The sequence below is a fragment of the Sphaerisporangium viridialbum genome, from assembly GCF_049674955.1.
Lineage (GTDB): Bacteria > Actinomycetota > Actinomycetes > Streptosporangiales > Streptosporangiaceae > Sphaerisporangium > Sphaerisporangium viridialbum.
Genome location: NZ_CP187232.1, coordinates 2569668 through 2582472 on the forward strand (window position 1 = coordinate 2569668; position 12805 = coordinate 2582472).

10 protein-coding genes are annotated in these 12805 nt (G+C 72.6%); 7 read left to right on the forward strand and 3 right to left on the reverse strand.

From position 1 onward, the window contains the following. Window positions 1–2: 2 nt before the first annotated feature. The 3 genes from ACOZ38_RS11360 (at window position 3) to ACOZ38_RS11370 (ending at window position 6714) form a co-directional block, all read left to right on the forward strand. Window positions 3–4190 (forward strand): NEW3 domain-containing protein, encoded by a 4188-nt coding sequence (locus ACOZ38_RS11360; protein WP_424530208.1) that lies wholly within the window; start codon window positions 3–5, stop codon window positions 4188–4190. After that, window positions 4187–5035 (forward strand): peptidyl-prolyl cis-trans isomerase, encoded by an 849-nt coding sequence (locus ACOZ38_RS11365; protein ID WP_424530210.1) that lies wholly within the window; start codon window positions 4187–4189, stop codon window positions 5033–5035. The genes ACOZ38_RS11360 and ACOZ38_RS11365 overlap by 4 nt, the downstream gene beginning before the upstream one ends. 122 nt (window positions 5036–5157) lie before the next feature. Then, window positions 5158–6714 carry a gamma-glutamyltransferase family protein gene (locus tag ACOZ38_RS11370; protein ID WP_424530212.1) on the forward strand — a complete coding sequence of 519 codons (1557 nt, stop codon included), beginning with the start codon at window positions 5158–5160 and terminating at the stop codon, window positions 6712–6714. Window positions 6715–6831: 117 nt separating this feature from the next. On the opposite strand, the gene ACOZ38_RS11375 is transcribed toward ACOZ38_RS11370, so the two are convergent. After that, complete coding sequence (locus tag ACOZ38_RS11375; protein ID WP_424530214.1) at window positions 6832–7323, reverse strand: hypothetical protein; 492 nt, start codon at window positions 7321–7323, stop codon at window positions 6832–6834. Window positions 7324–7823: 500 nt separating this feature from the next. On the opposite strand from ACOZ38_RS11375, the gene ACOZ38_RS11380 reads away from it, so the two are divergent. Then, window positions 7824–8885, forward strand: coding sequence for a PASTA domain-containing protein (locus ACOZ38_RS11380; RefSeq protein WP_424530215.1), 1062 nt, complete (start codon window positions 7824–7826; stop codon window positions 8883–8885). Then, window positions 8882–9484: a hypothetical protein gene (locus ACOZ38_RS11385; RefSeq protein WP_424530216.1), complete on the forward strand. Its 603-nt coding sequence runs from the start codon at window positions 8882–8884 to the stop codon at window positions 9482–9484. Before ACOZ38_RS11380 ends, ACOZ38_RS11385 begins: the two co-directional genes overlap by 4 nt. Here the strand turns inward: ACOZ38_RS11385 and ACOZ38_RS11390 are convergent. Further along, a complete protein-coding gene (locus tag ACOZ38_RS11390) occupies window positions 9438–9671 on the reverse strand; it encodes a pyridoxamine 5'-phosphate oxidase family protein (RefSeq protein WP_424530217.1) in 234 nt (77 codons plus the stop codon). The two genes, ACOZ38_RS11385 and ACOZ38_RS11390, sit on opposite strands and share 47 nt — an antisense overlap. Continuing rightward, on the reverse strand, window positions 9638–10459 hold the full coding sequence (locus ACOZ38_RS11395; RefSeq protein WP_424530219.1) for an SDR family oxidoreductase: 822 nt from the start codon (window positions 10457–10459) through the stop codon (window positions 9638–9640). Before ACOZ38_RS11395 ends, ACOZ38_RS11390 begins: the two co-directional genes overlap by 34 nt. Before the next feature lie 75 nt (window positions 10460–10534). Between ACOZ38_RS11395 and ACOZ38_RS11400 the strand changes: the two genes are divergently transcribed. Together ACOZ38_RS11400 and ACOZ38_RS11405 are read left to right on the forward strand one after the other, a co-directional pair. Next, window positions 10535–11113, forward strand: a complete 579-nt coding sequence (locus tag ACOZ38_RS11400; protein WP_424530221.1) for a TetR/AcrR family transcriptional regulator — start codon at window positions 10535–10537, stop codon at window positions 11111–11113. A 349-nt stretch (window positions 11114–11462) separates the two neighbouring features. After that, window positions 11463–12686 carry a CynX/NimT family MFS transporter gene (locus ACOZ38_RS11405; protein ID WP_424530223.1) on the forward strand — a complete coding sequence of 408 codons (1224 nt, stop codon included), beginning with the start codon at window positions 11463–11465 and terminating at the stop codon, window positions 12684–12686. The last annotated feature ends 119 nt before the right edge of the window (window positions 12687–12805 follow it).

Consider the following 12805-nt stretch of genomic DNA (forward strand, 5'->3'; position numbering starts at 1 on the left):
CCTTGCGTATCACCAGCGTCGAATCCACAGAGCTCTTCGTCGAAGCCGGGCAGGTCGTCCGGGTGCACGTCGACGGCCCTCCGGGCGAGATCGAGGTCCGGGTCACCGGCTCCGGCGTCGGCGGCGCGAGCCGTACGGCACGGCGCCCGGTGGAGGTGGGCGTCTCGGCGGACGCCGCGCCCGGCACGCGCGTCCCCATCGAGGTGAGGTGCGGGGACGCCGTGGCGACGGCCGAACTGGTGGTGGCGGAGCCCGGCTGGACGGTCTGGATGGTGCCCCACTTCCACTACGACCCGGTGTGGTGGAACACCCAGTCCGCCTACACCACCACCTGGGACGACGCGGGCGAGGTCGCCCAGCGGTACCGGGGCGAGCGGCAGAACGCCGGGTTCGACCTGATGCGTGAGCACCTTGCGACCGCGCGCCGCGACCCCGACTACAAGTTCGTGCTCGCCGAGGTCGACTACCTCAAGCCCTACTGGGACGCCCACCCCGAGCACCGCGACCTGCTGCGGCGGCTGCTCGCGGAGGACAGGGTCGAGCTGATGGGCGGCACGTACAACGAGCCCAACACCAACCTCACCTCGGCCGAGTCGACGATACGCAACATCGTCTACGGGGTCGGCTTCCAGCGCGACGTGATGGGCGGTGACCCGGCGACCGCCTGGCAGCTCGACGTGTTCGGCCACGACCCGCAGTTCCCCGGGCTGATCGCCGAGGCCGGCCTGACCTCCAGCTCCTGGGCGCGGGGTCCCCACCACCAGTGGGGGCCGATGCTCACCGACCGCGACCTCGAACGCGACGGCTGGGGCGACCCGTCGACCATGCAGTTCCCCGCCGAGTTCGAGTGGCTGTCGCCGTCGGGCAAGGGCGTCCTCACGCACTACATGCCCGCGCACTACAGCGCCGGATGGTGGATGGACTCCCGCGCCGACCTCGCGAGCGCGGAGGAGGCCGTGTACGAGCTGTTCATCCAGCTCAAGAAGGTCGCGGCCACGCGCAACCTGCTGCTGCCCGTCGGCACCGACTACACGCCGCCCAACAAGTGGGTCACCGAGATCCACCGCGACTGGAACGCCCGCTACATCTCGCCCAGGTTCGTGTGCGCGCTGCCGAAGGAGTTCTTCGCGGCCGTGCGCTCCTCGCTGGCGGCGCCGTCCCCGCAGACCCGCGACATGAACCCCGTCTACACCGGCAAGGACGTCTCCTTCGTAGACACCAAGCAGGCCCAGCGGTCGGCGGAGTCGCTGGTCGGCGACGCCGAGAAGTTCGCCACGCTCGCCGCGGTGACCACCGGCGCCCGCTACCCGCACGCGGCGCTCGACAAGGCCTGGCGGCAGCTCGTGTTCGGCGCGCACCACGACGCCATCACCGGCTCGGAGTCCGACCAGGTCTACCTCGACCTGCTCACCGGCTGGCGCGAGGCCCACGATCTCGGCGAGCAGGTGCTCAAGGCGTCGCTCGGCGAGCTGACCGCCCACGTCGACACGCGGGGCGAGGGCATCGCCGTGGTGGTGTGGAACCCCTCCTCGTGGGAGCGCACCGACCTGGTGCGCGTACGGCTCGCGCTGCCCCGGCCGGGCGCGAACGGCGTGCGGGTGACCGATCCCGCCGCCGGCGAGCTTCCCGTGCTGCTGGAGAACCCCGAGTACGACGAGGACGGCGGCCTGTCGGCCGTCGACGTCGTGGTGCTGGCCCCCGCCGTGCCGGCACTGGGCTGCAGGACGCTGCGGGCCGAGCCGGTCGCCGAGGCGGCGCCGCTCGGCTGGACCTCCCGTGAGGGCACCGCCATCGCCACGGCCACCCACCTCGTCGAGGTCGACCCCGCGCGGGGCGGCTGCGTGTCCCGGTTCCGCGACGTCGCCCGCGACCGTGAGCTGCTCCAGCCCGGCAGGGTCGGCAACGAGCTGGTGGTCTACGACGAGTACTTCGAGCACCCCGAGTACCACGAGGGCCCCTGGCACCTGGTGCCGAAGGGGACCGCCACCGGCTCGGCCGCGCGGCCCGCCACGTCGGTCACCACCGAGACGTGCGCCTTCGCCGAGCGGGTCACGGTCACCGGCCGGGTCGGCCCCGTCGCCTACACCCAGCGGATCACCCTGTGGCACGGCCTCGACCGGGTCGACTGCGTCACCCACATCGACGAGTTCGACGGCGCGGACCAGCTCGTACGGCTGCGCTGGCCCGCCCGCGTCCCGGGCGCGCTGCCGGTCAGCGAGGTCGGCGACGCCGTCGTCGGCCGGGGCTTCGGCCTCATCGACGTGGACTCCGGCGAGCACCCCTGGACGCTCGACAACCCGGCGGGCAACTGGTTCGCCCTGTCCTCCACCGCGAGGGTCGCGCTGCGCGCCCAGGACGGCACGCCGGTCGGCGCCCGGGCCATCGGCATCGCCGAGATCATCGGGGGCGAGCCGCGTGACCTGGCCGTCGCCCTGGTGCGCAAGGGTGTGACCGCCACCTGCTCCAGCGCCCCCGGCCCCCGGTACGGCGACCTCGCCGTGGACTCCAACCTGCCGGACGTGCGGGTCGCGCTCGGCACCCCGGAGGAGAACCCGTTCGTGGCCGAGGTCCTGCGGGCGGCCGAGCCGGAGTACGCCGAGCTGCTGCGCGAGCGCCTGGCGTCCGGCGGACGGGCCCGGGTCTGGGTGCCGGCCGCGGAGCCGCTGGAGAAGGTGTGGGTGCCGAGCGCCGACCTCACCGGGCCCCGCGCGCTCCCCGTCCTCATCGTGGCGGGAGAGGGGGCCACCGAGGAGCTGGTCGCCGACCTCGACGACGCGGTCATCGAGGTGACCCAGCCGGCCGAGCTCGCCGCGCTCACCGAGCCCGCGCTGGACGACTACACGATCGGCGTGGTCAACCGGGGCGTCCCGGGGTTCGCCGTGGACGCGGGCGGCGCCCTTCACCTGTCGCTGCTGCGCTCCTGCACCGGCTGGCCGTCCGGTGTGTGGATCGACGCGCCCCGCCGCACCGCGCCCGACGGGTCCAACTTCCAGCTTCAGCACTGGACTCACTCCTTCGAGTACTCGCTGATCACCGGGGCCGGCGACTGGCGTGCGGCCGGGCTGGTCGGCCACGGGCACGACGTCAACCACCCGCTGGCCGCCGTGGCCGCGCCCGCGCACGAGGGCGAGCTGGCCGCCACCACCTCGTTCCTGTCCGTGGAGCCCGAGGGCAAGGTCGTGCTCGCCGCGCTGAAGGCCACGGGCAACCCGCTCGCCTCGGGCCGGGAGGCGGGGGAGGTCGAGGGCGTCACCCTGCGGCTGTACGAGGCGGCGGGCGAGCGGGTCACCGCCCGGATCCGCACCGGCCTGCCGATCACCGGAGCCCACCGCGCCGACCTGCTCGAACGGCCGCTGTTCCCGCTTCCCGGCGACGGGCTCGAACTGTCCGGCATGGAGATCGCCACCGTCACCGCGACGCTGACGGGCAGGCCCGCTCAGCGGGGCCAGGGGGTGGCGCTCGGGCCGGAGGGCGAGCCGTACCAGCCGGTCTACACGCGCTACTGGCTGGACAACACCGGGCCCGCCCCCGCGGGCAACCTGCCGGTGGCGGTCCACCTGTCCGAGACCGACCTCACCGTGGGCCCCGGGCCCGTCGAACTGGAGGTGTCCGTCGCCTCCGGGCTCACCGAGGGCGAGGCGTCCGGCCTCGTCACCGTCCAGGCTCCCGAGGGGTGGACGTGCGAGCCGGCCGAGCGGCCGTACGCGCTGGCGCCCGGCGGGCACGCCTCGTTCCCCGTCCGGGTCGTCCCCGTGGACGGCGCCGAGCCCGGCGTGTACTGGCTGCGCGCCGGCACGTCCCACGGGGGTCAGACGTACGAGGACGTGACCCGGCTGCGCGTGGGCGCGGGGCACGACGAGGGCCTCGGCGTCACGGTGGAGACGCCCGCGGTGCGGCTGACGCCGGGCGGCTCCGAGGCCGCCTCCGGGGCGGTGGAGGTGCTGCTGCGGTCCCCGGCGCTCACGGACGTCTCCGTGCGGGCGCAGCTGATCAGCCCCTGGCACACCTTCGAGCTGATCCCCGAATGGAACACCGGGGTCGTCGTGCCCGCCCGGGGGGAGGCCAGGCTCCGCTTCGAGGTGCAGGCGCCGCCCGGCACCCGGCCGGGCCGCTGGTGGGCGGTGGTCAAGCTGGCCTGCGCCGGGTGGCTGCACTACACCGAGGCCGTCGAGATCGAGGTGCTCGCATGAGCGTGGCCCCGCAGGTCGCGCCGGACGTGCAGGTCGTGCAGGTCGTGCAGGTCGTGCAGGTCGCGCCGGTCGCGCAGGTCGCGCCGGACCCGGTCGCGCAGGTCGCCGCCGAGGTGGGCGATCGGGTCGTCGCGGTCTCCGACGTCGACGCGCGGGAGGCGGAGCTGCGCGCGGGACCGCTCGCGGCGCGGTTGCCGCATCCCCGCGCCGCCGAGGGCAGGAACCTCCGCCGTTGGCTGGTCCAGGTGCTGGTCACCGAGGCGCTGGTGGAGGAGGAGGCCGCCGCGCTCGGCCTCGTCGCCGCGGGCGACCGGCCACGCTCCGGCCCGCTGACCCTGCCCGCCGCGCTGCGCACGGGAGGCGTCCTCGCCGCCGTGACGGTGTCGATGCCGCTGGCCCGGGAACTGCGCGCCGTGGTGACGGCCGGGGTGCGCGTGCCGGAAGAGGAGGTCCGCGCGTACTACGACCGCAACCTCGACCGGTTCACCTGCCCGGAGGCCCGCGACGTGAGCCGGGCCGGGGGAGCGTCCCTCGGCCGCGTGCGGCGCGGCGAGCTGGCAGGACCGCTGGAGGCGGCCGTCTTCTCCGCGGCGGAGGGCGAGGTCGTCGGGCCCGTCGAGGGGCCGGGCGGGCCGTGGACCGTGCGCGTGGACGCCGTCGAGCCCGGGGGCGTGCGGCCGTACGAGGCGGTCAGGGAGGACATCGCGTCCGAGCTGACCTCGGTCGCGGCCGAGCGGGCCTTCGCCGGCTGGATGGAGCGCCGGTACGCGGAGAAGGTGCGGCTGCGGCCCGGCTTCGAGCACCCCGCCGACCCCAGCCACGCCGACGCCACCCACCGCCACTGAAACGCTTCCTCCTGGGAGTCCGCCGCCAGAGGCCGTCGACTTCGGGACACCGCACCGTATGCGGGTACGTGTCCACCTGGTCGAACGACCGGTGGATCTCAGTGGCGTCGTAAGGTTTCGCCATGGAGCACACGAGGTTTGCCAGGTTCGGCATGGTTTGCACGGTCGATCACCTGGCCTCCACGGCCGGGTTGTCCATGCTCGACCAGGGGGGCTCGGCGGCCGACGCGGCGATCGCCGCCAACGCCGTACTGGCGGTGACCGCTCCGCACGCCTGCGGCCTGGGGGGAGATCTGTTCGCCCTGGTCCACGAGGGCGGCGGGGCGCCTCAGGCTCTGAACGCCTCGGGACGCTCCGGCTCCGGCGCGGACCCCGGCCGGCTGCGCGCCGAGGGGCACGACCGCATGCCGTTCCAGCGGGACATCCGGTCGGTGCCGGTGCCCGGCTGCGCCGACGGCTGGATGGCCCTGCACGCCAGGTACGGGCGGCTGCCGCTCGCGGAGCTGTTCGCGCCCGCCATCCGTTACGCGGACGAGGGGTTCCCGGCCTCCCCGCTGCTGGCTCCGGCCGCCGCGGTGCTGCCCGGGGTGGACGCCGCGCTCGCCCCCGGCGACCTCATCCGCCGTCCAGGCGTCGCCCGCACCCTTGCGACGCTGGCCGCCGATGGGCGTGACGGCTTCTACCTCGGCGAGTTCGGCAAGGGCCTGCTCGCGCTCGGCCGCGACGGCGCGGCGGGAGGTTCGGGCGTGGGCGAGTACACCGAGGCCGACCTGGAGCGCGTGAACGCCGACTGGGTGGAGCCGCTCCGGGCCCGCGCCTTCGGCCACGACGTCTGGACCATCCCGCCGAACTCCCAGGGCTACCTGCTGCTGCTGGCACTGGAGATCGCCGACCGGCTCGACCTGCCCCGCGACCCGTCCGACCCGCTCTGGGCCCACCTGCTGGCCGAGGCCGCGAGGGCCGCCGGGCACGACCGCCCTGACGTCCTGTTCGAGGGCGCCTCGGCGGACGGCGTGCTCGCCTCCGCCGCCGAGCGGCGGGCGACGATCGACCCGTCGCGCAGGGCCAGGCTCCGCGATCTGACCTCCTCCGGCGACACGACCTACCTGTGCGCCGTCGACTCCGAGGGGATGGGCGTGTCGCTCATCCAGTCGAACGCCGCGGGGTTCGGCAGCATGCTGTTCGAACCGGCCACGGGGATCAACCTCCACAACCGGGGCATCGGCTTCTCGCTCGTCCCCGGCCACCCCGCCGAGTACGGGCCGGGCCGCCGACCGCCGCACACCCTCGCCCCCGCCCTGGTGACCCGGCCGGACGGATCGCTGCGCGCCGTGCTCGGGACGATGGGCGGGGACTCCCAGCCGCAGATCCTGCTGCAGGTGGTCGCCCGCCTGCTGGCCTCGGGGGAGTCGCCGGGCCAGGCGATCGGCGCGCCCCGGTGGCGGGTCGGCCCCGGCCTCACCGGCTTCGACGCCTGGAGCGAGCCCGACGAGGCCTCCCTGGACGTCGAGCAGGGCGCGGGGTGGACCGAGGGGCTCCAGGAGCGCGGCCACCCCGTCCGGGGGCTTCCGTACGGCGGGGCCTTCGGATACGCGCACCTGATCGACGTACGGCCGGACGGGGTGCTGGCCGGCGCGGCCGACCCCCGCGCCCTCATCTCCAGCGCCGCCGGCCGCTGACCCGGCGGGCCGTTCGGCGTGTGCAGCCTGGCGCTGCTGTTCACCGACCCGGCGACCCGATGCCGGGCCCCCTTGGTGGCCCGGAACTCCGGGTCGGCCGGCGGCGGCCCGTTCTCATCAGGGGCACGACTGGCTGTCGATGAAGATCTTGTCGATGTCCGTGATCTTGATCCACAGGCTGTCCTTGCCGCTGCGGTTGACGGTTTGCTGGCTGCCTCCCCACCAGTGGTACTTCGTCACGCAGCCGGCGAAGAAACGGACGGAGTCGGTGTCGTAGTAGTAGTAATAGTTGGCGGTTTCGTTGTGCGCCGGGAGCTCGAAGTCGGCCTCGTAGGTGTCGGACCGCCCCGGATTCTTAACGCATTTCAGTGTCTGGCCGACCGCTTCGGTCTGCCCGAACGTGCCCCAGCACCATTGGTTCGCCACGCGGATTGAGCTGTTGGAGTTGTTGACCACCTCTCCGCCGCACCTCGGCGTGTTGCAGGTGCCGGCCTGCGCCGGGCCTGCGGTGACCCCGGTCAGGACCAGGGTGGAGCCGGCCAGAAGCACCGACGCCCCGAGGGCACGGAAGATCTTGCGCTGTGATCCCGTTTTCATGGTCACCTTCACTTCAGTGTGCGTGCCACGCCGTCAGCGCGGAGACGGTGCCGGACCGTGTGGAAGCCGGCACCTTCCCGTTGACGCCGTCAGTCGGCCGCCTGTCGGGCCTCCTGGGCACCACACTTTGGCCAGAGGCGGACCGGCGGGCAAGCCCTTGGGGCGGACGTGGGACAGCGGGATGATCTCACCGGTTTGACATGCGTGTTCGCCCCCGTCTGGGATGGGCGTCAGCGTCCTTTGGTGCTGCCTCGGATGGTGAGGCGGGGTTCCAGGAGGGCGGCGCCGGGGACCTGGTCGAACCGCGAGTTCGGCAAGTGGCTTATTCCGAACCGATCCGCTGCGGAGGGGCCGGGACGGGTTCGGTACGGCGGGGCCTTCAGGGCTGGGAAATTGCCCGTAGACCGCGCTCCCGTGCTGGATGAGTATGGGATTACTCATGCCGGGAGCGTGCGGGTTTCCTACAGTGCGACTCACCAGGGGTGCCGAACGGACTGTCTGAGGAGTCGACGATGTTCCGCCACTTCTCGATGCTCGCCGTGTCTTCGACGTTGTTCCTGAGCCCGGTGCCCTCGGTCCCCGTGCCTGACGGGGTCAACCAGTGCGTGGCGCCCGACGGCTTACCGGGTCAGCCTCTCGAGCAGGCGAGACTGATGCTCACGGACCTGCCCAGGAACAAGATCACGATCCAGTTCGATCCTGAGGACTACCCGGCGGAGCCGCCGTCCTACGTCGTCGGCTACCAGCTCAGCGAGTGCCACACCGACTACCCGTACCAGAAATACACGATCACGCTTGAGCTCGGAACGAAGGTCCCGGATCTCAAGGGGCTTCCCCGTGGCGACGCCGAGACCGCCCTCGCCGGCGCCGGATTCGGCGCGGACCCCCAGCCGGCGGACGCGGGCGCCGACTGGACGGTCACGGACCAGAACCCACCCCCCGGCACCCTCGTGCGCTACGACTCTCCCGTCCGCTTCAACCTGGTCTCACCGTCCAGCCCTACTCCCAAGGGCACCCCGTCGCCGCCTGACAGCTCGCGGCCATCTCTGGTGAAGGTGCCGAAGCTGAAAGGCCTCGACACGAAAAAGGCCGAACAGCGGCTCAGCAAGGCGGGCCTGCGGATAAGCCTGGATCCCGGCTCGCCGCGAACAGGGAAGATCAGCCGGCAGAATCCCGCGGCCGGCACCGAGGTCGCCAAGCGCACCACGGTGACGGTATGGCTGACGAGAGCGCCGAAACCGGACGGAGAAGGCGGCGACACCGGCCCCACGGACGACCCGGTCACCGAAGCCGGAGCCGGTTCGGAGCTGGTTCCGGTGGCCCTTGTCGTGGCGGTGCTCGCGGCGCTGTCGCTCGGCCTCGTGTTCCTCGTCCGCCCCAGAGGGCGCAAGGCCCCTCGGCGCCGCAAAGCCCCTTCGCCCGCGAATTCGATCCACTGCGTCGCCTACCCGGACCCCGCGCCGAACCTGGAGATCCATCCGGCTCGGTCCACCGCGTCCGCGGGCTTGCCGGACATATGGGTTGAGCCGTACGCGGACCCCGGCCGACAGGAACTGAGAGAGGTCGTACCGTGACAGTCCTCATCGAGACAAGGCCGAGCACGGCCGACCTCCTGCTTTTCGCGAATCCCCAGAACGCGGCGGCGGCCCTGTCCCAGGCGCTCGACGCGCGGCGCATGCTCGAAGCCGTCGGAGACGAAGCCCGGAGAGCGGACACCGTCTTCCGGAACGCGCTCAACGGCAAGGTCGCCGAGGCCGGCGGCGAGTTGCTGAGGGGACTGGACCTGGGCGCGGTCCTGCTCGGCGGCTGGCAGAGATACCGTGATCTGCGGATCGCCGCCCGCAAGACGGTCGAACAACCGTCGAGCACCGAACTGGTCCGCCTGGCCGAACACAGGATCACCTCCAGCCACGCCCCCTACGTCGACGTGTACGTGGACGGCCGGCGGGTCACCCGGGTCGACTTCGGCATCGACCTGGCCTTCGACATCACGCTCATGCAGGCGAGCGTCCGCGACGGCCGTCTCATGAGCCTCGGCGCGGGCGACTGCACGGCGAGCATCACCTGGAGCGTGCGCGGCTTTCCGGTGGCGCAGAACAAGGCGTCACTCTCCCTTCCGCTCAACGTCAAGCTCGGCAAGGGGATCCTCCTGTACGCCGAGAAGCGATCATGAGGTCAGGACTCGCCCTCGCCCTGGCGACGGTCAGGACGCGGGCCAGGGCCGCCCGGCCGTCCCAGGTGAAGCGGACGGCCACGACGTGCGGCGAGCCATCCGGCCGCAGAGTGGTCAGGGAGGCCACGCGCGGCTCGGACAGGAAGGCCGTGCTCACCGGAAGGCCGCGATGTTGCGTGCGGCCCACTCGCCGAAGGCGTGCGGGGCGCGGCCCAGGACTCGCTCCACGTCGGAGCTGACGCGCTGCTCCTCGGGGGTGGGCTCGCCCAGGATGGCCAGGGTTCCCTCGACCACGGGCAGCGGCATGAACTGTGCCATCTGCGCGTGGGCCTCCTGCCGGGTTTGCTCGACGAAGCGGACGGGCTCCCCGAGCGCCTCGGCGATCGCCGCCGCGCGCGCACGTGGGGTGGTCGCCGCGGGTCCGGTCAGGGTGTAGGTGGCGCCCTGGTGCCCGTCCTCGCGCAGGACGGCGGCGCCGACGGCGGCGACGTCGTCGGGGTCGACGAAGGGCAGGCCGACGTCGCCGAAGGGGGCGGCGGCGGTGCGGTGGAGGCGGATGGGCTCGGCCCAGGCATAGGTGTTGGTGGCCAGGCCGCCGGAGCGCAGGACGGTCCACTCCAGGCCCGACTCGCGCACGGCCGCCTCGAACTGGCCGGCGTGCCGGTAGGCCTGCGGCCGGGTCCCGGCGCCCTGGCTGGACAGCAGGACGAGCCTTCGGACGCCAGCCACCTTGGCCGCTCCCACGATCCCCTGCGGATCCTCCCCGGCGACCAGGAGGAACACCGCCTCCGCCCCCTCCAGGGCCGGGCGCAGGCTCTCGGCGTCGCCCAGGTCGGCGGCGACCACGCGCACACCCGCCGGGACGTCGGCCTCGGTGATGCGGCGGGCGACGGCGGTCACCCGCTCGCCCGCTCCGGCGAGCAGCCGCACCAGGGTCCGGCCGACGTTGCCCGTGGCGCCCGTGACGACGAACATGGTGATCTCCTACGAGTTAGTGAGTTGACTGACTGAGAAGAACGGTAGCACGTCTCGCCGCCTATAGTTAGTTGGGTGACTAACTCACAGAGGATGAAGACCGCCGGCGCCAAGCGACAGCGCCTGATGGCCGCCGCCGCGCAGGTGGTGCACCAGCAGGGGGTCGAGCGCACCACCATCGCCGACATCGCGCACACAGCCGACGTTCCGGCGGGCAACGTCTACTACTACTTCAAGACCAAGGACGACCTGATCGCGGCCGCGCTCGCCGAGCACGCGCGCCAACTGGCGGTCATCACCGGCGAGCTGGACCGGCGCCCGGACCCGCGTGAGCGCCTCAAGAGCCTCGTGGACGGCTGGGTTGGGCAGCGTGACCTCGCGGCACGCTTCGGCTGCCCCACCGGGACGCTTGCCGCGGAGCTGGACAAGCGCGCGGAAGGCGGGCTGGACGCGGAGGCCGGCAACGTCATCCGCCTGCTGCTGGACTGGGTGGAACGCCAGTTCCGGGAGATGGGCCTGCCCGAGCCGGACGGGCTCGCGCTGACGCTGGTGGGGGCGTACCAGGGGATGTCGCTGCTGACCAACGCGCTGCGGGATCCGGAGATCATGGCGCGGGAAGGAGCCCGGCTGATCGGCTGGCTGGACTCTCTCTGAGCGTCTCACGCTCGTCTCTCGCTCGCGGGCCTGCCGGCGAACAGCGAAGCGCGGAAAGGAAGCAGCGACGCGGGAAGCTCGACCTTCTTCGCGTCACAGGTGGCCCGCACCGGCACCGCGCCCCCTAAGTGCCCAGGCACTCGGACCCGCCGGTATCGGGAACGGGTTGAACGGCGCCGCCGGCGCGACGATGATCGAGTCTGGGAGTGCCCGGCACGATGCGTCGGCACTGATCGAGTGGACGACACGCAGGCACCCGGCGCCCCGAGGCGTCGACCGCTTCTCAAAGTCGGAAACGCGTGCCCGGTCAACCCGCCCGGCCGTCGCGACATCGTGCGAAGGAGAGCTCATGGACCCCCGGCCAACGTTGAGCACATCGGAGCCGGGCAAGGAGTTCCGGCAGCGCTCGCAGTGGATGACGATCTTCATCGTCTACCTCGGCGGGGTCGTCGCGGCGATGAGCTTCGGCAAGTTCGCCTCGGTCGGGCCGGTGGTGGCGGCTCAGTTCGGGCTGTCGCTGTCGCAACTGGGTTGGGTGATCTCGGCGGTCGTCGGTGTGGGAGCCGTCGCCGGTCTGCCCGCCGGGTACCTGGTCCGCCGCTTCGGCGCGGAGAGATCACTGGTCGTCGGGCTGACCCTGATCGCGGCGGCGAGCGCGGTGAGTGTGACGGCGGGTGACTTCGCCTGGTTGCTGGCCGTCCGGGGCCTCGAAGGCATCGGATACCTCCTGGTCACCATCTCCTGTCCGGCGCTGATCCTCCGTCTCGCCCACGAGCGGGACCGCGGCGCGGCCCTGTCGATCTGGGCCACGTTCGTCCCGGTGGGCATCGGGGCGAGCACGCTGGCTGGAGGCGCGGTCGGCTCCGTTCTGGGCTGGCGCGGCTGGATCGGGCTGATCGCCGGCCTGACGTTCGTGATGGCGCTGGCCGTCTGGGTGCGGCTGCCGCGCAGGTCCGGGTGGCAGGCGGCGGCCGGGCCCGTTCCCCGGGCGAGGGAGCTGACGTGGCCGGCGGTGCTCGGCGCGTCCTTCTGCCTGACCGCGTCGGTGACCATTCCGGTGATCGTGCTCCTGCCCACGCTCCTCATCGAGCAGCACGGACGTTCGGCCGCCGCCGCAGGCACCATGACCTCGGTGATCTCGCTGCTCGGCGTGCTCGGCGGGCTGGCCGTGGGAGTTCTGCTCCGCCGAGGCGCGCCGGTCGGCGTCTTGGCGCTGTTCGGACTCCTCGTCGTGCCGGCCGCCTGGCTCACGTATGCCGGCGGCGGTTCGCTGGCCGCCGCGCTGGCCGGCGCGGGGGTCATCTCTATGGGGAACGGGTTCCTGGGGGCCCTCGTCTTCGCCGCCCTCCCTCTGGTGCTGGAGCGCCTCGACCACGCCGACGTCGGCAACGGCGTGGTCGCCCAGTCGGGCAGCCTCGGATCGCTGCTCGGCCCCCCGCTGTTCGGTCTGGTGGCCGGCGGGTTCGGCTTCCAGGCCCTCGTGCCGGTCATCGCCGTCGGGATGCTCGCCGCCGTCGGCTCGTTGCTGCTGGTCAGCAGACGAGCAGCCCGGCCCCTGCCGAGCGCCGGCTGAATCCCTGCCATCCGGCTCACCGGTCGCGGCCACTCGGGTCATCCGGTTCATGGATCAGTCCGCGGAAACGGTCATGTGCGGCCTCAGGTCCATCAGTTGTTCGACGAGCCGCCGGTAGT